General features: G+C 41.7%; 20 protein-coding genes. 10 read left to right on the forward strand and 10 right to left on the reverse strand.

Going from position 1 to position 21,271, the window contains the following annotated elements:
• The first annotated feature begins 342 nt into the window (after window positions 1-342).
• Window positions 343-2,232: a HAMP domain-containing sensor histidine kinase gene (locus F1737_RS10620; RefSeq protein WP_317136551.1), complete on the forward strand. Its 1,890-nt coding sequence runs from the start codon at window positions 343-345 to the stop codon at window positions 2,230-2,232.
• Between the two features lie 61 nt (window positions 2,233-2,293).
• Here the strand turns inward: F1737_RS10620 and F1737_RS10625 are convergent, their stop codons facing one another.
• Complete coding sequence (locus tag F1737_RS10625) at window positions 2,294-3,166, reverse strand: methanogenesis marker 12 protein (protein WP_317136552.1); 873 nt, start codon at window positions 3,164-3,166, stop codon at window positions 2,294-2,296.
• Between the two features lie 251 nt (window positions 3,167-3,417).
• On the opposite strand from F1737_RS10625, the gene F1737_RS10630 reads away from it, so the two are divergent.
• Window positions 3,418-4,581, forward strand: coding sequence for a CPBP family glutamic-type intramembrane protease (locus F1737_RS10630; RefSeq protein WP_317136553.1), 1,164 nt, complete (start codon window positions 3,418-3,420; stop codon window positions 4,579-4,581).
• Window positions 4,582-4,846: 265 nt separating this feature from the next.
• On the opposite strand, the gene F1737_RS10635 is transcribed toward F1737_RS10630, so the two are convergent.
• The 5 genes from F1737_RS10635 to thiM form a co-directional block, all read right to left on the reverse strand.
• The gene (locus tag F1737_RS10635) at window positions 4,847-5,728 is read right to left on the reverse strand and encodes a DUF368 domain-containing protein (RefSeq protein ID WP_317136554.1); all 882 of its coding nucleotides are present in this window, start codon (window positions 5,726-5,728) and stop codon (window positions 4,847-4,849) included.
• A 114-nt stretch (window positions 5,729-5,842) separates the two neighbouring features.
• Window positions 5,843-6,472 carry a uracil phosphoribosyltransferase gene (upp, locus tag F1737_RS10640; protein ID WP_317136555.1) on the reverse strand — a complete coding sequence of 210 codons (630 nt, stop codon included), beginning with the start codon at window positions 6,470-6,472 and terminating at the stop codon, window positions 5,843-5,845.
• Window position 6,473: 1 nt separating this feature from the next.
• Entirely contained in the window at window positions 6,474-7,733 is a 1,260-nt protein-coding gene (locus F1737_RS10645; protein ID WP_317136556.1) for a uracil-xanthine permease family protein, read from the reverse strand.
• A gap of 199 nt (window positions 7,734-7,932) precedes the next feature.
• Window positions 7,933-8,574, reverse strand: coding sequence for a thiamine phosphate synthase (gene thiE, locus F1737_RS10650; protein WP_317136557.1), 642 nt, complete (start codon window positions 8,572-8,574; stop codon window positions 7,933-7,935).
• A complete protein-coding gene (gene thiM, locus F1737_RS10655; RefSeq protein WP_317136558.1) occupies window positions 8,564-9,373 on the reverse strand; it encodes a hydroxyethylthiazole kinase in 810 nt (269 codons plus the stop codon). The genes thiE and thiM overlap by 11 nt, the downstream gene beginning before the upstream one ends.
• A 410-nt stretch (window positions 9,374-9,783) precedes the next feature.
• Between thiM and F1737_RS10660 the strand changes: the two genes are divergently transcribed.
• Window positions 9,784-10,497, forward strand: a complete 714-nt coding sequence (locus tag F1737_RS10660) for an alpha/beta hydrolase (RefSeq protein WP_317137899.1) — start codon at window positions 9,784-9,786, stop codon at window positions 10,495-10,497.
• 103 nt (window positions 10,498-10,600) lie between these two features.
• Here F1737_RS10660 and F1737_RS10665 read toward each other — a convergent pair whose 3' ends face one another.
• A complete protein-coding gene (locus F1737_RS10665; RefSeq protein ID WP_317136559.1) occupies window positions 10,601-10,972 on the reverse strand; it encodes an ArsR/SmtB family transcription factor in 372 nt (123 codons plus the stop codon).
• A 237-nt stretch (window positions 10,973-11,209) separates the two neighbouring features.
• Here F1737_RS10665 and F1737_RS10670 point away from each other — a divergent pair, with 237 nt between their 5' ends.
• The 4 genes from F1737_RS10670 (at window position 11,210) to mch (ending at window position 15,765) form a co-directional block, all read left to right on the forward strand.
• Window positions 11,210-12,151: an NAD-dependent epimerase/dehydratase family protein gene (locus tag F1737_RS10670; RefSeq protein WP_317136560.1), complete on the forward strand. Its 942-nt coding sequence runs from the start codon at window positions 11,210-11,212 to the stop codon at window positions 12,149-12,151.
• 77 nt (window positions 12,152-12,228) lie between these two features.
• Window positions 12,229-13,398 carry a cofactor-independent phosphoglycerate mutase gene (locus F1737_RS10675; RefSeq protein ID WP_317136561.1) on the forward strand — a complete coding sequence of 390 codons (1,170 nt, stop codon included), beginning with the start codon at window positions 12,229-12,231 and terminating at the stop codon, window positions 13,396-13,398.
• Window positions 13,399-13,620: 222 nt separating this feature from the next.
• Window positions 13,621-14,745 carry an ORC1-type DNA replication protein gene (locus F1737_RS10680; RefSeq protein ID WP_317136562.1) on the forward strand — a complete coding sequence of 375 codons (1,125 nt, stop codon included), beginning with the start codon at window positions 13,621-13,623 and terminating at the stop codon, window positions 14,743-14,745.
• Between the two features lie 72 nt (window positions 14,746-14,817).
• Window positions 14,818-15,765, forward strand: a complete 948-nt coding sequence (gene mch, locus F1737_RS10685; protein ID WP_317136563.1) for a methenyltetrahydromethanopterin cyclohydrolase — start codon at window positions 14,818-14,820, stop codon at window positions 15,763-15,765.
• Window positions 15,766-15,897: 132 nt separating this feature from the next.
• Here mch and F1737_RS10690 read toward each other — a convergent pair whose 3' ends face one another.
• The gene (locus F1737_RS10690; RefSeq protein ID WP_317136564.1) at window positions 15,898-16,701 is read right to left on the reverse strand and encodes a tetratricopeptide repeat protein; all 804 of its coding nucleotides are present in this window, start codon (window positions 16,699-16,701) and stop codon (window positions 15,898-15,900) included.
• A gap of 115 nt (window positions 16,702-16,816) precedes the next feature.
• Here F1737_RS10690 and F1737_RS10695 point away from each other — a divergent pair, with 115 nt between their 5' ends.
• Together F1737_RS10695 and F1737_RS10700 are read left to right on the forward strand one after the other, a co-directional pair.
• Complete coding sequence (locus F1737_RS10695; protein WP_317136565.1) at window positions 16,817-17,473, forward strand: hypothetical protein; 657 nt, start codon at window positions 16,817-16,819, stop codon at window positions 17,471-17,473.
• A gap of 11 nt (window positions 17,474-17,484) precedes the next feature.
• Window positions 17,485-17,859, forward strand: coding sequence for a hypothetical protein (locus F1737_RS10700; RefSeq protein WP_317136566.1), 375 nt, complete (start codon window positions 17,485-17,487; stop codon window positions 17,857-17,859).
• A gap of 19 nt (window positions 17,860-17,878) precedes the next feature.
• Here the strand turns inward: F1737_RS10700 and F1737_RS10705 are convergent, their stop codons facing one another.
• Both F1737_RS10705 and F1737_RS10710 read right to left on the reverse strand, forming a co-directional pair.
• Window positions 17,879-18,499 (reverse strand): hypothetical protein, encoded by a 621-nt coding sequence (locus F1737_RS10705; protein ID WP_317136567.1) that lies wholly within the window; start codon window positions 18,497-18,499, stop codon window positions 17,879-17,881.
• A 280-nt stretch (window positions 18,500-18,779) separates the two neighbouring features.
• Window positions 18,780-20,309 (reverse strand): SLC13 family permease, encoded by a 1,530-nt coding sequence (locus F1737_RS10710; protein ID WP_317136568.1) that lies wholly within the window; start codon window positions 20,307-20,309, stop codon window positions 18,780-18,782.
• Window positions 20,310-20,510: 201 nt separating this feature from the next.
• Between F1737_RS10710 and F1737_RS10715 the strand changes: the two genes are divergently transcribed.
• On the forward strand, window positions 20,511-21,257 hold the full coding sequence (locus F1737_RS10715; RefSeq protein WP_317136569.1) for an SAM-dependent methyltransferase: 747 nt from the start codon (window positions 20,511-20,513) through the stop codon (window positions 21,255-21,257).
• The last annotated feature ends 14 nt before the right edge of the window (window positions 21,258-21,271 follow it).

The following is a 21,271-nucleotide window of genomic DNA, read 5'->3' on the forward strand; positions in this document are numbered from 1 at the left end:
AAATTCATAGGTGATTTTTCAAAAGTTTTGTCTGAATTTTAAAAATGAGATTATAAGCAGACCATATCTGTTTGTTATGCATTTGTGCGCAGCTTATGTGAATGGCATATATTTCCACTCCGGACGTCTATTTTATCAAAGGTTTCTTTTTGATTATATATTTTAGAAATATCATTTTGGGAAAGGCCAGGGGTTTTGCAAATTATTTCATAAAGAAAGAAAACCAGATAGCAACAATTATCAGAGATAATAAATATAGTGAGTATAATTGAAAAATTATTTTTACTTAACTTAAACAACTCAATTAAATAAATCAATCTTTGTTTGAAGGGGGAGCAAAAAATGACGGTTAAAAAAAATAAAGATAATTACAAACTGTCCCTTATATCATACCTTCTTATAGCCATCATAATAATTATAGCGCCTCTTTTTGCAATAATTTCATTCATTGACTACAATGAAATAAAAAATGACTTTAATTCAAATTATAATCTCCTTCAGAATAATACTGAAAACAGTATAATGGAGGCAATAGAACTCTCAAACAAAGGTCTTCTGGTTTATGACAAAACACTTGATGAACAGATGAGATCAGCTTTCATACCTTTTTTTGAGGAATATTACAATAAAAATCAAAATCCCGAAGAGATGGATCTCGAATTTATAAAAGAAAAATTAGGGGATAATTATGAACTCTATATAATTAATAAAAACCAGGTCATCATAAAGACGACAAAAGAAGAAGATATGGGACTTGATTTTAAGGCATACAGTGATTTTTCAAATTATCTTGATGAAATTCTTCAAACCGACGGTTATTCTGGAGACAGGGTTGTAAGAGGCCTGAATGATTTAAATACCGTAAGCAAGTATTCGTACTACCCTACTCCGGATCACAACTATATTCTTGAATTATCATATGAAATCAAGGACTACGACGAAATAAGATCCCATCTGAAATATTCAGCACCTGTTGAGGATTTGAAAGGGATGAATCCCTATCTTAAGGACGTGGCACTCTATGACATATTCGGATATACAATAAAAAATGCAGATGAGACCAGTCCTGAAATCCTGAATATGCTAAAAGAGCAGATCTTGCAAAATGAAAATAACTTTGAGGTTACAAATGAGGACGAAAAGACGGTTACAAGATACAGGTACACAGACCTCTATGATCCTGAATTTGGATCAAACCCGAGTGTTGTAGTTGGTTTTACATATTCAAAAGAGCTTATCGAAACCGAATTAAATAAAATGGTAGTTTCAAAATTTGCGTCTTTTATTCTGATTTTCGCTTTAATCATCATGATTTCATATGTTGTTTCCACACATGTTGCAATGCCTGTAAAAACACTTGCAGAAGATACAGATACGATATTAAAAGGCGATCTTGAGAGGAAAATCAAAACCGGCGGCCCTGAAGAGATCATATCCCTTCAAAACAGCATTTCTGAAATGGTAAACCGTCTCAAAAATAATATATCCGTACTGGAGGAACAAAAAAAGACTATCCTCATTCACAATCAGGAGCTTGAATCGCTCATAGATAAAAGAACCAATGAACTGAGAACCGCAGGTGAAGATGCCGACTTTTTCCTGGATATAATGACACACGACATAAACAATGCAAATATGGCTGCACTCGGATTTGCAGAATATCTTAACGATTCACTCAGCGATGACCTTAAAATCCCTTCAGAAAAGATAATTGCATCAATAAAACACAGTGATGATATCATAAAAAATGTCTCAACAATCAGAAAGATAAGGGAAAAGGGAAGCCAGATGAAATTCATCGATCTGGATGAAACGATAAATAAGGTAATAAGACATTTCCCGGACATTAATATCAGTTTTGAAGAATCAGGACAGAGAGTCATTGCAAATGAACTTCTGACCGAGGTCTTCTCAAACATACTTGGCAATTCACAGAAATATGCAGGCAAAAACTGCAATGTAAAGATATACACAAAAGAACAGGGTGACCGGATTAAAATAATTATTGAAGACGACGGTCCGGGAATCCCTGATGAGATGAAAAACCGGATTTTTGAGAAATTTTTACGGAATCTGGATAATAAAAACAGGGTAAGCGGAAAGGGGATCGGACTCTACATCGTACATGACCTTGTTGCCCTGAAGTACGGCGGAGAGGTATATGCAGAAGACAAAATCCCCGGGGAACATGAAAACGGGCTTAGGATCTGTGTGATCCTGAAAAAAGGTTAGTCTGATATCAGCAGATAAATATAATTTTTTACCACTGCATCATATTTTCCGGATTTACTGATTAAAGCCGGACATCAAGGCCAAGTATGGAACTTTTGCCCGAAAAAACATCCCTTGCTATTTTAAAAAGACCTACAGAGGCACACCACTCGTCATAAACCAAAACATCCACACCCAAAAGCCCGGAGACCTCAGAGGCAATAAGAGGGGCGGCCGAACCCGCAAGTGCAATTTTTGCATTTTTGTTCAAAAGCCCAAGAGAGGCACATTCCATTGCCGAAAACATGGCAAGTGCACTTAAACGATCAGACTCAGGGAGATTTTCATCAACACCGGCATGCATAAACGCCTCATTTGCAGTCCACTCCCCATAATCAATTTTCCTGATACCGTCCACATCAATTGCCCCGTGCTTTCTGCCAGGCGCAAACACACATGCATCAAATGCACCGGTAATTTTCCCCTCCGACACGAGAAGCGACACCGTGTTTGAACTTACATCAGAAACAATGAAATCATCGCCCAGTTTTTGCATGACTTCGTATGCAATCCCGAGCTTTTCAGGACTGGTCTGGTGGGAATATACCTTAAAGCGTGGGTCAGTAGGGGAATTCCTGTGAATTCCGGGGATTACTATTGCAGGAATCCCGCTTTTGTATATTTCATCATAAACACGCGTTCCGCCGCCTATGTGTTCACCGGCACCCTCACGTGTGATTACTCCCCTGTTTTTAACATCCCTTATATTTGTGATTTCAGAGATCCCGTCACCCATCGAATAGCAGACGGAAAAACCCTCTATATCGTCAACACTGCATATCTCTTCCAAATCCGAGAGTTCAAAATATACCGCGTCCTTGCGTGAGATCTTGAAGTATTTATCCTCTGATGCAAATCTTATGGCGGTAGTTCCGTGATCAATGCCTATGAACATGATTTTCCTGATAACTATTTGGCATGAAAATCATAAATCATTTCCATAAAAAACAGTCTGGTTTTTAGTTTTCATGACTTCCCATATATAAGGGGAATTATTATATTCAGCCCTGCCAGTTAAGTGATTCAGGATAGAAAGCATCATGCATATTAATATAAGAAAAATCTGAAAGAATGCGTAAAAGATCAAAACCCCGTGACAATCAAAATACAGGGTTATTTTTTTGTAATATATGGAGATAAACAGATTTGAACACTTCAGACAACGATAATTTTAAACCCGAAGGGATAATCGGGGTATTTGCACTTTTTGCGATATGCGCAGCAGTTATATTTCTCATTCCGGTTTCGGGAGACGCGGAATCATTCGTACTCTCAATTCTTCAGGTTGCACCGTTTGTAACACTTGGAATGCTGGCATATCTCTCGGAGCGTTTCCCCGGACTTAAAATTCCAACATACATGTGCCTGTTCTCATTAATCGGAATTTCAGCACTTCTCGCAGTTGGAATAGGGGCTGTTTCTATCCTTCCGCCTGAAATTATATCAGCTACGGATGACGCATTTATCGAGGCATCGATTGAGGCAGGGGCATTCAATGCGGAAATTCTTCAGCTTACGCTGCTATTTTGCCTGACAGTCATTGCCGGACTTTTTAGCCTGGTTGGTTTATCAACAAAATTCAGGGAATTTCTGGCACGTTATATTCCAATAGACCCGAAGTCATTTCCGCATAAGATAGCACTTGTTGCAATTCTTGCGATAACACTGACCATGGTCGTTCCGCTCCTCGTAACAGGGGCTCCGCCGTATTTATCCGAAGCTTTTCTAAACGCACCCGACCAGATGATGTCTGATGCAATAACTCTGGATATATTCACACTTCTCTCAATGGTGCTTGCATCCTTTTTGCTTGCAGGGCTTTTTACAACAAGAAACCTGAAAGATGTCGCTGAAAGGCTCGGTCTTGTAAAACCTTCAGGCAGGGAAATCCTTATCGCAGCAGGATTTGGTATCCTGCTTGTTGCACTTTTTACAGGGATAGATCACCTGATAAGCTTCATCTGGGATTATATGGGCTGGGCAACAACCGATTCGGAAGCGGTAAACAAACTCTTTGCCGCCTATTTAACACCGGTTGGAATAGTTGTAGCAGCAGTCTGTGCAGGTTTTGGCGAAGAGATTGCAATAAGGGGTCTCCTGCAGCCAAAGTTTGGCATTATCATACCGTCACTTTTATTTGCCGCACTTCATGCATTCCAGTACAGCTGGGACGGTGTCTTGTCAGTCTTTATTGCAGGAATTATCTTTGCAATCATAAGAAGCCGTTACAACACCTCGGTTTCGGCAATCACACACACAGTGTATGACTTCATCCTCTTCTTTGTAATTATGACAGGGATTTCAATCTGAATTGTTTAAAAAAATAATCAGAATCAAAAATTAAAAACCAAAACAACCCCCTGATTTTTAAAGCATAAGTGGGGAAAATAATTTTTTTGTGGGATAAATCTGAGTACATCCACACCTGGTCACAACCGCAATAATATTTAGGAGTTTTATAAACATTATTCATGCAGAAAATTTAAGCTGCACCGGTTTTTTAAAAAAAGGTGTCTGAAAAAAGTTTCAGGCAGCGTCTTATGAAAATTTACGGAGTTGATTTCAGAGATAATATTCAGACTCTGAACTTTCCGTCATACTTTCGCTTTATCCACTCCATCGCCACAATCACCAGTATGCCGGAGATAAACAAAAATATGACACTTAAGTCAAAACCCCCTGCACTTTCAATTTTATTGAAAAGCATCCTTACCGAACCGAGCATCAGCCCTGTCAGGAATGAGAGCATTGAAACCTGATGATTTTTTAAGAGGTATTTAAGAACCTTTGAAAACATCAAAAGACCGATAAGACCGCCTGCGATATAGGAGATAATCTCCGGGAGTGATACCGCCTTTAACGCTGCAAGAAGATACTCGTACTGATTCATAAGAAGTGTGATGTATGCTCCCGAAATTCCAGGAAGGATCATTGCACATATTGCAATCATGCCTGTGAAGAACAAAACCGGAAGAGAGTGTCCAAGAGATGCGGGGTTTAATCCTGCTATCACGAATCCTGCAATAATTCCACAGATAAGAAACAATCCGGCTTTTATCGTCCTTGCTTCGTATTCAATCTCCAGGAAAATCAAAACGGACGAGGCAACAATCAGCCCGAAGAAAAACGAGTAGGTAAGGCCCGGATAGACTTCAAGAAGATATAGTATAATCCTTGCAAAAGTTATGACTGCAAGACCTATTCCTCCAACAAGGAACAGAAGAAATACAAAATCAATTCTTTCAAGCTCTTTTTCAAAGGATTTGAAATCCCCCTTTAACAAAGGAACGACAATAGCAGGGCGTATATTTCCAATTGCCGTTATAAGCCTTTCATATATCCCTGTGATAAGTGCAATAGTCCCCCCCGATACCCCGGGGATGATGTCACAAGTCCCCATCAAAAGACCTTTTATTAATATTGAAAAATTTTCAACAATTAAATCGTAAATTTTCACATTATTATCTTTGCCGGATGTATTATTTAATCATTGGAAATACCGGCGCTTACTGGTTTAAGACAGAGTGATCCTGAAATAACAGGAGAAAAAACGGGTAATTATTAAAAAATATTATTTGGTTCCAAAAAGCCTGTCACCCGCATCTCCAAGACCAGGGACAATGTAGCCTTTCTCATTTAAGTGATCATCAATTACAGCCGGCATAATATCGACATCAGGATGATCCTCTTCCATTCTTGAAAGACCCTCAGGTGCCGCAAGAATGCAGAGAACCTTAATATCCTTGCATCCCTGCTTTTTCAGGAGCTTGCAGACGGCAGAGGTTGTTCCTCCGGTTGCAAGCATAGGATCAAGGACATAAACCCTTCTCTGATGGATCTCTGTTGCAAGCTTTGCATAGTAAAGCTTTGGCTGGAGTGTTGATTCATCACGGTAATATCCGACATAGCTAATCTTGGCAGTCGGGATTACTTTTAAAAATCCTTCCTGCATTCCGATTCCCGCACGGAAAATCGGAACAATTGAAGGGTCAATACCGGCTAGTTTCTGAACCTCAACCGGTTTTCCCTCCCATCCGGGTATTGTCGTCTTTTCAAGCTCACAGTCTTTAGTAACCTCGTATGTCAGAAAGTTTGTAAGTTCTGTTACAAGCTCCCTGAAGTCCTTTGAATTTGTATCAATGTTCCTTAGCATTCCAAGCTTGTGTGTGACAAGCGGGTGTGAGACTTTTATAACTGCCATATCAGAAATCAACTCCGTGATCTTCGGGTTCGCTGCATTCTTTTGGTGCAGGAATTACAAAGTTCAGTATTACTCCGATTATTGCTGCAAGTCCTATTCCGGCAAGCTTGAACTCACCGAGAGGAATAAACAGACCTCCGATACCTGTTACGAGAACAAGCGAGAGGATTACTATGTTTTTCTGGCAGGAGAGATCGACTTTGTTTTTTATCAGCTGGTCAATACCAAGACTTGCGATAAGGCCAAAGAGCAGGATCATTACTCCGCCCATTACAGGTATCGGTATTGAGTGCAGGAATGCACCGATTTTTGCAACGAATGCAAAGAGAATTGCAAATATTGCACCGAATGTCATGATTTTCGGGTCATACATCTTTGTCAGTGCAACGGCTCCGGTAACTTCGGAGTATGTTGTGTTTGGCGGACCGCCGATGAAAGATGCGACAAATGTTGCAACACCGTCACCCAGCATTGTGTTTTGAACACCGGGGTCTTTGAGGTAGTCTTTGCCTGTAACAGAACCTATTGCAAGAATGTCACCAAAATGCTCGATTGCAGGTGCAATGGCAACAGGGACAATGAAAAGAATTGCTGCAAGGTTCCACTCGGGAAGAACAAAGTGAGGCACTGCAATTATATCTGCTGCATAAAATTCTGTAAGGTTGACAACGCCAAAGAACAAAGATACAAGGTATCCCACAGCAATTCCGCAGAGGATCGGGATCAGCTTGAACCATCCCTTTGCAAAGATGAACATTGCAAGCGTTGTTAACAGTGATATTCCTGCGATAATGAGTGCTGTTTCAACAGGTATTACCTGCACGTCTCCTGCAAGGCCGAGAGCCATATTGACAGCGACAGGTGCAAGTGAAAGACCAATGACACAGATAACAGGCCCGACAACGACAGGCGGGAAGAATTTTTGTACAATCTCAATACCAAAGAAACGGATTATAAAACTTAACAGAACATAAAAAAGACCGGCGGCGGCAAGACCACAAAGGGTGCTCGGAATTCCCCATGTGGCAACACCGTATGATATCGCCGGAATGAAGGCGAACGATGATGCCAGAAAGATAGGCACTTTCCACCTTGTTATTACCTGAAATATTAATGTTCCTACACCGGCGGTGAACAGTGCAACACTTGGATCAAGACCTGTGAGCAATGGCACAAGAACAAGAGCACCAAAAGCCACAAAAATGACCTGGACACCACCTATTACTTTTTTAAGAGTATCTGAATAACTAACGGACTCCATTATAACTCTCCAAAAAAAGAACAACCCCATAGACTTTAAAATTAGAAATAATCGAACTATGCGGTTTTCCTTTTGACATATTCATAGCTACACCAGAAATGTATCCTTAATAAATTCTTTTTTTTGCGGGATATATCTATTGTTTTTTGGATACTTCCGGAAAAATTTATTTTCAAATATAATTAAAAAAAAGAAAGGCTCAAAATCCTGCCCGGGAATCCTTTGCAGACCTGATGGCTTCTTTCATCTCATATGCAGCGGACGGGATGTCTTGCTGACTCACAACAGCGGAAATCACCGCAACGCCATTTGCTCCTGCCGAGATGACATCAGCGGCATTATGGACCCCTATCCCGCCAATTCCAAGGATGGGTATCGACACCCTTGAAGATATTTTTGAAAGTTCAAGGAGTCCGTGTCCCGGCCCTGCATCATCCTTGGAACCTGTGTTAAATGTGGGACTGAGTGCAATATAGTCTGCACCGCCGTCCTCTGCCAGTACCGCCTCTTTTACGTTCCCGACAGAGACGCCTATCAGAAAATCCCCGGGGACAATCGCCCTTGCATATTCAAGCGGCAGATCGTCCTGACCTAAGTGGACTCCGTTTGCACCAGAAGCCAGTGCAACATCGAGCCTGTCGTTTACAAAAAAAAGGGCACCATTCTCTTTTGCAATATCAGCTATTTCAGAGGCGACTCTTACCATCTCCCTGCATGGCATGTTCTTGTCCCTGAGCTGGACTGCATCGGCACCTCCAAGGATTGAAAGCCGGGCAATCTCTGTGTGTGAAAGGCCGTTACCTAATCCCTCATCAGTTACTACGTAAAGGTCATACGCCATTGTATTCTTTCACCTTTGCATCCACTTTAAGCTCAACGGGCTTTAGTGAATAAAGCTGATCAAAGAGTGCAGTCCTGAAAGAATAAGGCCCGTTGGCGCACATTCCAGCCTTTTCACCGGCAAGACCGAATGCTGCAAGGGCTGATGCCGATGACAGCATATAATCCTCAGATACGCCTGCAAAGGAGCCCAACACAGATGCCGCCATGCAGCCGGTTCCTGAGAGTTTTCCCATCATTTCATGACCGTTCTCTACGGTAAGAGTCCTGTTTCCGTCAGTTACAATGTCGGTTGCACCGCTCATCACCACAATGGTCTCAAAATTTTCTGCGCATTCAACTGCAATATCTGCCGCATCGCCGTCAATACTTTCAGAATCCACGCCCCTTACTTTTCCTTTTGAGCCTGCCAGAACACCGATCTCTCCGGCATTGCCCTTTAAAACCGAAATATCGAGCTCTGAAAGAAGATAAAGAGTGCTCTCTGTTCTCAGTTTTGTGGCACCGGCACCCACAGGATCAAGGATAACCGGTATTTCAAGTTCGTTTGCACGTCTTCCGGCAACAAGCATTGACTTTATCTGACCAGGGGAGAGTGTACCAATATTTAACACAAGAGCACCGGCATAGGATACCATCTCCGATACCTCCTCCACTGCATGTGCCATCACCGGGGATGCACCTGTGCAGAGAGTTATGTTGGCACAGTCATTTACTGTCACATAGTTTGTTATATGGTGAACGAGTGGTTTTTCTGTCCTCACCTTTGTCAAAAGCTCAGAAGCTGTCTTTCCGTACATCTTAATTCTGTTTAAAATTTATATACGCCATAAATGATGAATGGATCAGTAGGGGAAACAAATTTTAAAAAAGCTCTACTATCCAAAAACCCTGACTTCCCTTAAAGCAAAAGTCAGATATATATACCTGAGATTTCTAAATAACTGCTGATATATTATGTATTCTGTATCAGAAAATACATGGGATGCAGTAGTGTACTCTGCTGCAGATCGCTTTATTATGCGATAAAAACAGTTTTTCAGAGAATCATAGTGAAAATGAACCCGAAAAGGAATCAGGCATCTCTCTTGTACCTTTCAGGGAAAAATCCGGATATCTTCTTCTCCCGCGTCATTCAATCGCAAGAGTTAACAAAACCAGTATAGGTTACCGTGTTTTTGGAAATTTAAAGGGAGAAACGCTTCTTCTCATAATGGGCTACGGGGCCACAATGAACGAATGGCCTTATCATTTATTGAAGCCTCTTTCCAGGAAATACAGAATAATCATCTTTGATAACAGAGGTATCGGGCTTTCAGCCGGAAAAGATGAGAATTTCTCAATTGAACTTTTTGCTGACGACACTGCCGCCTTAATGGATTATCTGGGGATAGAAAAAGCCCACGTTCTTGGTTACTCCATGGGTTCTGCCATTGCACAGGAGCTTGCACTGAATTATCCGGAAAAGGTCTCGGGCCTTATCCTCTACAGCACATTCGCATCATCCGATGAGATGAAAAACCCTGCAATGAGATCTTTTGTATCAAGAATTGCAGTCGGCGGAGTTTCTTCAAAGGAGGTATTGTCATCCCTTACGACAGAAAAATGGGTCAGAGAAAATCCTGACCACAGGATTTACATGCCAAAATCCGTCGGTTCAAAAGATCCGGGGGTAATTATGAAACAATGCAGGGCGGCACTCCGGTGGAGAGGCAGTCTTAACCGGATATCATGCATTGAGAAAAAAGTTCTTTTTATCGCAGGTTCTGATGATAAAATAATCCCTCCTGAAAACTCAACCCACATGGCCGGGATGATAAAAGGTTCATGGGTTGTTCAGTTTAAAGGCGGCGGGCACGGCCTTATGTATCAGATGCCTGAGAAGATGGCAGAAACAATTCTCTGTTTCCTTGAAATATCATGAAGAGCAGAGATGAGAGATCACAATCTGATTTCAAAACAAATTATTTTTAATGGATTAATCAGTTTTTTTAAATATTCACCATTTACTGACGGCTTATCTGCTCTCAGACTTTTCCGGATATTTTAATATTCAAATCTGAGAAAAAACGCCCCTTTTTGGTAAGCTCATAAATAATCCAAGTTCCCTTAGAAGTCCCCGATATTAAACCCGCTTTCTGCAGAATTTTCAGGTGGTATGACAGACGGGAATCAGAGATATCCAGTACTTCACGGATGATGCACACGCAAAGCGGCTGTTTTGTGAGCATAAAAAGAATCTTTATCCGGTAAATGTCCGAACATGCATGATATATGTCCTTTAAAAGAATTGCAGTCTCTTCTTCAGGCAGTGCCCGGTAAATCTCCGAAATCCCTCCGCTTTCCTCAACTGTTTCAAGCGCACCCTCAGGGAGGGCCTGTTTCTCCTTTTTAACCATAAAATACTGCCTCTAAAAAGTAATCTAAAACAACTATAAAGTCGTGTACAGTTATTCAGGATAATAATTATATGCAATATGACAAAAATCATGCAGATTCAGAAATTTTTATCAAAAATACATTGATTAAACGCCCGACAAAAAAGACCTGACAGATACAAACGGAGTTTTCACCCGTAACTTCAGACACCCCTGCCGCAATAACAAAGATAAAAGAGAAACAAAAATAGAGGTTACATGTTTTCAGTTGTAACCGGCGGTGCCGGGTTCATTGGTTCCCATATTGTCGATTACCTTGTCAGGTCAGGAGACAGGGTTCTCATTATCGATAATCTCAGCGCAGGAAATAAACAAAACATTGCGGGGCATCTTGATTCAGGAAAAGCTGAGCTGATTAAAGCCGATCTCCTCTCCGACGGGTGGCAGAAATACCTGGAGGGTGCTGACAGGGTTTTCCACATTGCAGCAGACCCGGATGTCCGTGCAAGCGCCAAAAACCCAAAACCCGTCTGTGACAACAATGTCAGTGCAACCATAAATGTTCTTGAAGCAATGAGGGAATACGGCGTCAGGGAGATTGTCTTCACATCAACCTCAACAGTTTACGGTGAGGCAAAAACAATACCGACACCTGAAGACTACTCGCCGATGATCCCGATCTCCATCTATGCAGGCACAAAACTCGCAGACGAGGCGATAATAGCCTCGTATGCCCACACCTATCAGATGAAGGCCCGTGTTTTCCGGTTTGCAAACATCATCGGAGAGAGAAGCAACCACGGTGTAATCTGGGACTTCATCCATAAGCTTAAGGAAAATCCAAAAGAGCTTGAAATCCTCGGTGACGGGAAACAGACAAAGTCTTACTTCTCGGTGGATGCATGTGTGAGGGCAGTATTTTATGCATGTGAAAATTCGGATGAAACCTTCAATTACTTCAACATCGGCTCTGAAGACTGGATATCAGTAACAGAACTTGCGGAGATCATAACAGAAGAGATGGGTCTGCCCGGCGTTGCCTTCAAATACAGCGGAGGAGACAGGGGATGGGTTGGAGATGTCCCAAAAATGCAGCTCTCTGTTGAAAAGCTGAAATCGCTTGGATGGACACCTGACACAGACTCAAAAGAATCGGTAAGACTTGCCGCAAGGGCTCTTTTAAAAGAGATGGAAGAATAAAATAAGATAATAACTGCATAATTACAAAAAATTTCAATATTTTTTCAAAATATAAACAGAATCCAGGAAGGCAGCGAATGAAATACATAGTAATCCTCGGCGACGGAATGGCAGATGAGCCGATAGAGGCACTTGGAGGAAAGACACCTCTCGAATATGCAAAGACACCCAACATGGACAGGATTGCCCGCGAGGGAAAATGCGGAATGCTTCATACGGTACCACAGGGTTTTGAGCCGGGGAGCGACATTGCAAACCTTTCGGTTCTGGGATATAAACCAGAAGAATGCTACACCGGAAGAGGGCCTCTTGAAGCAATAAGCATGGGTCTGAATTTAAGTGACACAGATATCGCCTACCGCTGCAACCTTGTAACCATAAACGGCAGCACAATGGAGGATTTCTCCGCAGGGCATATAACATCGGAGGAGAGTGCCCTTCTCTTCAGCTCACTCAATGAAAAAATAAAGGGCATTGCAACCGGTTACCCAGGCATCAGCTACAGGAATCTTTTGGTTGTCCCTGACGGGAAAGGGGCAAAATCAACACCGCCCCATGACATAACCGGTGAGGATATTGCCGAATACGTCCCAAAAGACGGGGACGCAGAAATCCTCCAGAGAATAATGGAAATAAGCAGAGAGGTTTTCTCAAACCATCCTGTAAATGAGAAAAGAATCCGGGAAGGAAAAAAACCGGCAACACAGGTATGGCCCTGGAGCGGAGGAAAAAAACCGGCTCTTGAAAACTTCAGGGAAAAATACGGGCTTTCCGGAGGAATGATCTCGGCAGTGGATCTCTTAAACGGTATCGCTGCGGGTGCCGGAATGAAGGTGATTTCAGTCCCGGGCGCAACAGGATACCTTGACACAGACTACGAAGCAAAGGCACGATACGCAATAGAGGCTTTAAAAGAACTTGATTTTGTGTATATGCATGTGGAGGCACCCGATGAGGCAGGCCATCTGGGAAGTTATGAGGAGAAGGTGAAGGCAATTGAGCGCCTTGACGAGGTAACAGGTCTGATACTTAGTGAAACAGATGCGGTTGTTGCTGTTCTCCCCGATCACCCGACACCAATAAGGATCAAAACACATACAAATGAACCTGTTCCGTTTGCAATACTCGGGAAGGGAACTGACGACTGCCTGATTTACTCAGAGAAGGAGGCAGCAAAAAAAGGCGGATTCGGGATACAAAAGGCTGAAAATTTCCTGAAAATCATGTTCTCTCAGGAAAACGAATAATAAAAACAATAACACTATTTTTTTAGTTTCCGGCATCAGTACCCTGCTTCATCACAAAAGATTTTTTCAGTGGGGGTAACTATCATCATTTGCCGGAAATCCTGCAACAAATGCTGATATTATCTATGTCTCTACTATTTGAATAATATATTCCGCCGGGGGACAAAAAAATTCTGAAATAATGGCATAAATTAATACAATACAGGACAATAATTTTTTGACATGAAAAAAGATCTGCTCATGTGGGATGAAACGCTGTTTCGCGATGTCGAGGTTTTTGAGATAGACTACATGCCGGAGCAGTTCAATCACAGGGATTCACAAATAAGGGAGCTTGCATTCCATGTAAAACCGGGGATGATGGGTGCAAGACCACTAAATACAATATGCAAAGGGCTTCCGGGCACGGGAAAGACAACCACCATAAAAAAACTCTTCAAAGAGATAGAAGAAACAACAAAAAAACTTATTCCCGTATATGTAAACTGCCAGATCGACAATACAAAATTCGCAATATTTTCACAGATCTACAAAAGCCTTACAAACCGCCCGCCACCTGCATCAGGTACATCCTTTAAAAATCTCTTTGACATGGTATGCAGGCTCATCGAGGAGAAGAATGCTGTTCTGCTCGTATGCCTTGACGATGCAAACTACCTGCTGTATGAAAAAGAGATTAACAAAGTTCTCTACACTCTCCTTAGATCACACGAATCCCATCCGGGAGTCAGGATGGGAGTAATTACTGTCATATCAGACATGAGCGTGAATCTGATGCAGGAGGTGGATGTAAGGGTCTCATCCGTTTTCAGACCGACAGAGATCTATTTTTCACCTTACGATGAACCCGAAATACGCGATATTCTAAACGAAAGGGTCAAACAGGGCCTTTATCCGGGTGTAATTACAAACGAGATGCTTGATCTCGTTGTTGAGCAGACCATGAAGAGCGGTGATTTGCGTGTAGGCATTGATCTCCTCAAACGTGCCGCCTTAAATGCCGAGATGGATGCAAGACGCGAAATAGAAAAAGACGACATCTGCCGCGCATATCTGATATCAAAAAATCTTCATCTCTCAAGCACAATAAAAACACTGAATGCCGAAGAGAAAAAAATTCTCAAACTGATGGCCGGAATGGCAGAAGAAGAAAAAGAGATGACTTCAAGTATTGTTTTTGAAGAGATCAAAAAAGAGATCAAGATAGGATACACAAGGTTTTACGAAATTGTCAAAAAGTTTGACTCAATGCGTCTTGTAAACCTCAACTACAGGGAAGGCAGGGGAAGGACGAGAGTTATAACCCTCAGGTATGAACCTGCCCGTGTGATTGAGATTCTGCCCTGAAATCCACAGTAATGCAATTAAAAACTATTATCTATTTTGCTCGTTCATGTATGATTTAGGAGGATCACTCTAATGATAAGTGTTAACGAAATTGCCCTCGATATCTTCGAGGAAATGGCGGAGTATCCGGAAGACTACAATGTGGAATTCCATCAGTTCGACAACGGTGCCCGCTTTATTGACTGTGGTGTAAAAACAAGAGGCGGCTATCTTGCAGGAAAACGCTTTACAGAGATCTGCATGGGCGGTCTTGGTGAAGTATCATTCAGAAACGGCCAGATTAACGGTATCCCGATGCCGTTCATCGATGTAAACACAGACTTCCCTGCAATCTCATGCCTTGGATCACAGAAAGCAGGATGGACTGTAAAGACAGGCAACTTCTTTGCAATGGGAAGCGGTCCGGCACGTGCACTTTCACTCATGCCAAAGCACACATTCGAAGTAATCGAGTATGAAGACGAGTCAGATGTTGCAGTAATATGCCTTGAATCCGACACACTTCCAAACGCAGAGGTAATGGAACACATTGCAGATAAATGCAATGTGGATGTTGGAAATGTATGTGCACTTGTTGCACCAACAGCATCAATTGTAGGTTCAATCCAGGTTGCAGGACGCTGCGTGGAAACATCAATCTACAAGTTAAACGAACTCGGTTTTGACACAAAGAAGATTCACTCCGCAATCGGTACCGCACCAATTCCACCGGTCAAAAAAGACTCGACACAGGCAATGGGATGCACAAACGATGCAACAATCTATCACGGACAGATCTACCTTACAATGAATGCACCTGAAATCACTGAATACCTTGACAAGATCCCGTCAAACAAATCATCATCATACGGTGAGCCTTTCTATGACACATTCAAGGCAGCAAACTTTGATTTCTACCAGATTGATACAGCACTCTTCTCACCTGCTGAAGTTATCATAAACGAACTTTCAGAAGGCAAAGTGTACCGCGTAGGTGCTGTAAATCCTGAAGTCACACTCAAATCCTTTGGACTTCTCTAAATATATCAAAAATTTTTTTCAGACATTTCTTTCGTTTATTTGCAGAAAAAACACGCGGGATAGTCTGCCGTTTTAATCCGACAAATAAGATTCAAAAATAGTGTATTTTTGTTTTTTTCAAAAAAATTATAATTACAGGTTCTTTAAGATATCCTGGTAACCTGAAACTGTCTTTTCAAAACCGCCCATAATCTTTGCCGCTACCATCGGATAGGAGAGAGGGTCGATTTCAACAGCTTTATTGTAGGATTCCACAGCCTTTCTGTGAGATTCAAATGATGACATATCATAGCCTGTCTTTTCGCCGGAGGGCGCCCTTCCAAGCTCTTTGTACATATCCTTCAACTGACCCTGGAGGTACATGGACTTGAATAAATAAGCGTCACCAAGTCCTATCCATGCTCCTGCATTTGAAGGTTCTTCATTAATTACAACATTGTACGCCTCAATGGCCTCATCATACCTCTGAAGTTTAATCAGAACATCTGCCTTCTCCATAATGGCTGATGAGTCATCCGGACTGGTCTTCAGCATAAGCTCACAGCTTTTTAGAACCTGCTCATATGAGTCAACAGAATCTTTTGTATTGTTCGTTCTGGCGTTTAAAACCGCAAGGTTGTGCCAGTCTTCCTTTGTCATGTCCAGAGGGGATAATTCCTGTATGATTCTCTGATTCTCAAGGGCACCCTCGTAATCCTCAAGTATTGTGAGCACTGCAACCTTTCTTTTAAGAATTTCAGAGTCATAGGGTGAATCCTCAAGCATCCAGTCACATGCGGAAAGACTCCATTCGTACTTTTTGTTCTCAAGGCCAAAATCCGCAATTGAAAGGGCAGTACTTTTCTTTAAATCCGGATTTGAAGAGATCAAAGAGGGCACTGCAATTGACAGGATGATTAAAATGAGAACAATGTAGATCAATGTCTTTATTTTCATATTCCTGTTTAGGCGGTTTTGTAAACGATCAGTATATTATAATTCCCATTATGGGAAGGGCTGTTAAATTTGGAAAATGCTAAAAGGAGAGCGGTATTAATACCAGATAAGCATTATGCATAAAATATTAAATTTAAAAAATGCAGACGGGCTGACAGGTCTTGAACTAATTATTGCAATAGCAGTCATATGCATTTTTATCTATCTCTTTGCAGGCATCATTTTCAACGCATCCATGCCTGATATGAATCATAAAAGTCCCGGGGGAATTGTGGGATTTGCCGTTTCAGAAACCGGATACCTGCTTATTGTGGACGGCGACTGCTACGGCATGCAGGATACAGGCGGCACAGCAGGGACTATTACACTAGTGAGCGAAAATCCGTCATCTTCCGCCATGGGAAGCTGCCAGATTCCTGTGAAGCTTGTCACTGGCAGCACAGGGGCGATTGAAATGGATGGTGCAGAGATTGTATTTACATACAAAAATAAATCAGAGAAGCTTTCATATTCCGGGAATAATCCTCTCTTTAAACCTGCATGGACAATTTCAGACAAGTCAGGTGTCATTCCGTTTCAGGACGCTGATGAGGATTTGCTCCTTGAACCAAACGAGATCTTCACCATTCTTGTATATCAGAGCACACCTGTGGAGGCATACGATTCATTCCAGGTCTCGCTGACACCAAAGAGTTCGCTTCCGCTGGACATCGGATTCAAAGTACCGCCTCAGATCAGACAGAACAGGATTGTAACACTTCTCCCTGTATAAAAACGGATAAAATGATCTTTGGAAAAGAAGAAAAAACTGCAATAACAGCTCTTATTATTGTTCTTGCAATAATTATTGCGGCTCACATATTCCTTTCATCTGCAGGAAAGGAATCCTTTGCAAAAAAGTATGACAACTCTTCAGAAACAAATGATCTCGTTACCTATGAGGGAATAATAAAAGAGATTTCAAAAACAAAGACAGGCGGCCATCTTTTAATAAAAACAGACGATATCATCATTTTCATATCAGGCGGTGCTGACAAAAGCGTTAATTTTTCACCTGGACGTGAGATAAAGGCAACAGGAACGGTTCAGTTTTACAAAAACCAAAAGGAAATCATCGTAAACAGCATTTCGGATATTGAAACCTTCCCAATAAAATAAAAAAAGATAATTTTAAATTTTAGCTGAAGAGATCGTCTTCATCGTCAATATAGAGGGCACTTTTTCCGGAATCAGCATCATTAACGTCTTTTTTAGAACCGGCCTTCTTTTCAGAACTTTTTTTGCCTGACTTTATTGTCCTCTGGTTTCTCTGGTCAGTGTATCCAAATCCGGTGTAGAAAGGATCCTCTTTTTTTGTCACCATCTCGGATTCAATACTTCCGGGACTGTCCCCTCCATGAATTGCTCTCTCCTCAGAGGTGTTTTTAGATAATTCCTCAGAATCATGTTTTTCTTTATTCTCAGTTTCGGGTTTGATTCTGTCAAATGTTTTTTTCCGGCCTCCTGATGAGCCGAAACCACCGGAAAATATGTCTGAATCGTCTCCGACTGATGAAGCACCCGAATATTTCCGCTTTGGCGATGAAGATCCAAAACCTGTGGAAAATATATCTGAATTATCAGAAATATGCGAATCTCCCATTGCCTTCCTGTCCGGCTTTGAACTGCCAAAACCTGTATCTAAAGGATCATCATGGCTTTTATCCCCGGAGTTGTCAGAAGGGATTTTGGACTTTTTCCTGCGGCCCTCTATTCCCTCTCCCTCGAGAGCACCTGAAATGATCTTTTCGCGTGGCATACTCAAGAGTTATTGCATTGTATTCATATTAAGATTGAGGATGAAGTCCTATTTTTAGAGTATTTATATTAAAAAACCTTTTTTTAAAAGATGAAAATAAATAACATTGTATCATTAAAACCTTTATTTCCCCTGCAAAAGAACATATTTCAAAGAGCAAACCGGATTTTTTTTAAAAAAAGGTCAAAAAATATTTTTCTGCTACCGGTTTTATGAGAACGTAAATTTTCGTTTTCGTGAAAGCCCGGGGTTTTATAAAAAAGTTTCAGGGATATTATGGTCAGAGACCACCGGTATCAGGGTTTAGTGCCCATACCGGAATATCCATTGAAAACCCGAGAGCCCATGTGATTATGGTAAACATAAACACGGTCATTATAATAATACCGATTATGTTCAAAACCCAGCCGGTTCGTACCATATCACGCATGCTTACATAACCCGATCCGTAAGCAACCGCATTTGGCGGTGTCGCAACCGGAAGCATGAATGCCATTGAACATGCAAATGCGGCAGTGAGCATCAGGAAATACGGGTGAATCCCCATACTGACCGATGTTACAGCCATAATGGGCATCATAACAGACGCCATCGCTGTGTTGGATGTTACTTCAGTCAGTAGTGAAACTATAATCGCAACAACAAGTACACCGATAATTATCGGGAGACCATGCAGTATTTCCATATAATCCATTATGACATTTGCAAGACCGCTTTTTATGAAGGCGGTTGAAAGACAGATACCTCCTCCAAACAGAATTAGAATGCCCCACGGAATTTTCTTTGCCCACTCCCAGTTCATTGTGTATACCCCTTCCTGACGGTTTACAGGAAGAAGGAAGAGAAGAACCGCACCTGCAATTGCAATCGTTGAATCATGAACAAAAGGCAGGAAGGTGTTTATGCCAGGGATTACAATACCGCCGATATTCTTCTCTGATCTGAGAATCCAGGCGACTGCGGTCATCACAAATACCATAAGTGTCCATTTTTCACCTCTGCTCATCTTCCCGATTGACTTTAACCTGTCATGAATAACATCCTTTCCGGAGGATATCTTTGCAGGCATATGCCTGTAAGGACCATATGTAAGCCATAACCAAGCAATCGGCAGAAATACAAAGGCCAGCGGAAGGGCAAACTTCATCCATGTAAAGAAGTCAATCGCAGGTGCATCGGGGAAAATGGTCTCCATCTGGGCAATAAAAATGCCGTTTGGAGGGGTTCCGATTATGGTTGCAAGTCCTCCTATTGTAGCTGCATAGGCAATGGAGATAACGAGACATTCGGAAAAATCCCTCTGAGTCTCACTCATTTCCTCAAGTCTTGTATCTTTCTGTGGAAGAATGGTCGCAATAATTGCGATTGCAATCGGGACCATCATCATGGCCGTTGCAGTATTGGAAATCCACATTGACAAAAAGGCGGTTGCAACCATGAAACCCAGAACAAGCATTCGGGGAGAAGTTCCAACCCTGTCTATTATGTGAAGAGCTATTCTTTCATGAAGGCCCCAGCGCTGCATAGACATCGCAATTATAAAACCTCCCATGAAAAGAAAAATTATTTTATCAGCATAAGGTGCACACGCCTCTGCCGGAGTCAAAACCCCCAGTAACGGGAAAATAACGACCGGCAAAAGTGCAGTTGCCTGAATTGGAATCGCCTCGGTGACCCACCATATAACCATCAGCAATGTGCCTGCAGCCACATATTTTGCATCGATTGGGAAGGTGGATGGGTCGACCGGATATAGCAGTACAATTAAAAAGACTGCCAATCCGACATATCGGCCCAGAGTTTTCTTCATAATTAGTATCTTTAGGCTTTTTTGATATAATTATATTGCCATTTTGAATAAGAGTCAAAATATTAAGCATTTTTAGGAAAAACAGCAGATTTTTCCAAATTTTAAAAAAACAGATCTTCACCATAACATAAAAGTCGTTTTAAAACAACTAATGATAGAAATCAATTTTCTGCTTAATAAAAATACGGCGGTTTTAAAAATATGGATTTTCGTGATCTCGTCTCAATATCACAGGGTGAATTAAGCATAATGAACCCGTGCAGCATTGAAAAAGCACTCTATATGGGTGAAATTTCAGGCCTTTCCGACGGCTCAAAGGTCATAGACTTCGGATGCGGCAACGGTACTGTCCTTGCACTCTGGGGAGAAAATTTCGGGACATCCGGCGTAGGCATTGAAATGAGAGAGGATGCCTGCCAGACTGCCAGTGCCACAATTGAAGAGCTTGGACTCTCAGAAAAAATATCAATATTCTTTGCAGATGCATCCGAATATGAGAAAGAAAAGGATGAATATTATGATGTTGCCCTCTCCTTGGGATCATCTCAGATCTGGGGCGGCTTTGAAGGGACACTAAATGCCCTTTCAGGATTCATAACCGGGAAAGGTTCAATCATCATAGGTGAGCGTTACTGGAAAAAAGACGGGGTTGCGCCTGAATTCTGCCGCCAGTGGTCAGAAATACTTACAGAATATGAGATTCTTCAGATAATCAGGGATTCAGGTTTTGATCTTAAATCGGTTGTAAGAGCAGACGAGAATGACTGGGACATATACGAATCCGGCATCTGGAGAAACTGTATTGAATGGCTTTTGGATGAGAATAATCAAAAAAGCCAGGATTACGATGAAGTACTCTCTTATTACAGAAGAGTACAGGAAGAATATATAGCATACGGAAGGGAATACGTTGGCTGGGCAATGTACCTAATAACCCCTTCATTTTAATAAAATCAGGTAAA

Origin of the sequence: Methanoplanus sp. FWC-SCC4 (genome assembly GCF_032878975.1) — an archaeon.
In the GTDB taxonomy this organism is placed as follows: Archaea; Halobacteriota; Methanomicrobia; order Methanomicrobiales; family Methanomicrobiaceae; genus Methanochimaera; species Methanochimaera problematica.

What these genes read in the sequence shown, in the direction of transcription:
- F1737_RS10620 (WP_317136551.1), top strand. Translation starts at nt 343, where the DNA reads ATGACGGTTAAAAAAAATAAAGATAATTACAAACTGTCCCTTATATCA.
- F1737_RS10625 (WP_317136552.1), bottom strand. Translation starts at nt 3,166, where the DNA reads ATGTTCATAGGCATTGATCACGGAACTACCGCCATAAGATTTGCATCA.
- upp (WP_317136555.1), bottom strand. Translation starts at nt 6,472, where the DNA reads ATGGCAGTTATAAAAGTCTCACACCCGCTTGTCACACACAAGCTTGGA.
- F1737_RS10645 (WP_317136556.1), bottom strand. Translation starts at nt 7,733, where the DNA reads ATGGAGTCCGTTAGTTATTCAGATACTCTTAAAAAAGTAATAGGTGGT.
- thiE (WP_317136557.1), bottom strand. Translation starts at nt 8,574, where the DNA reads ATGGCGTATGACCTTTACGTAGTAACTGATGAGGGATTAGGTAACGGC.
- thiM (WP_317136558.1), bottom strand. Translation starts at nt 9,373, where the DNA reads ATGTACGGAAAGACAGCTTCTGAGCTTTTGACAAAGGTGAGGACAGAA.
- F1737_RS10665 (WP_317136559.1), bottom strand. Translation starts at nt 10,972, where the DNA reads ATGGTTAAAAAGGAGAAACAGGCCCTCCCTGAGGGTGCGCTTGAAACA.
- F1737_RS10670 (WP_317136560.1), top strand. Translation starts at nt 11,210, where the DNA reads ATGTTTTCAGTTGTAACCGGCGGTGCCGGGTTCATTGGTTCCCATATT.
- F1737_RS10675 (WP_317136561.1), top strand. Translation starts at nt 12,229, where the DNA reads ATGAAATACATAGTAATCCTCGGCGACGGAATGGCAGATGAGCCGATA.
- F1737_RS10680 (WP_317136562.1), top strand. Translation starts at nt 13,621, where the DNA reads ATGAAAAAAGATCTGCTCATGTGGGATGAAACGCTGTTTCGCGATGTC.
- mch (WP_317136563.1), top strand. Translation starts at nt 14,818, where the DNA reads ATGATAAGTGTTAACGAAATTGCCCTCGATATCTTCGAGGAAATGGCG.
- F1737_RS10690 (WP_317136564.1), bottom strand. Translation starts at nt 16,701, where the DNA reads ATGAAAATAAAGACATTGATCTACATTGTTCTCATTTTAATCATCCTG.
- F1737_RS10695 (WP_317136565.1), top strand. Translation starts at nt 16,817, where the DNA reads ATGCATAAAATATTAAATTTAAAAAATGCAGACGGGCTGACAGGTCTT.
- F1737_RS10700 (WP_317136566.1), top strand. Translation starts at nt 17,485, where the DNA reads ATGATCTTTGGAAAAGAAGAAAAAACTGCAATAACAGCTCTTATTATT.
- F1737_RS10705 (WP_317136567.1), bottom strand. Translation starts at nt 18,499, where the DNA reads ATGCCACGCGAAAAGATCATTTCAGGTGCTCTCGAGGGAGAGGGAATA.
- F1737_RS10710 (WP_317136568.1), bottom strand. Translation starts at nt 20,309, where the DNA reads ATGAAGAAAACTCTGGGCCGATATGTCGGATTGGCAGTCTTTTTAATT.
- F1737_RS10715 (WP_317136569.1), top strand. Translation starts at nt 20,511, where the DNA reads ATGGATTTTCGTGATCTCGTCTCAATATCACAGGGTGAATTAAGCATA.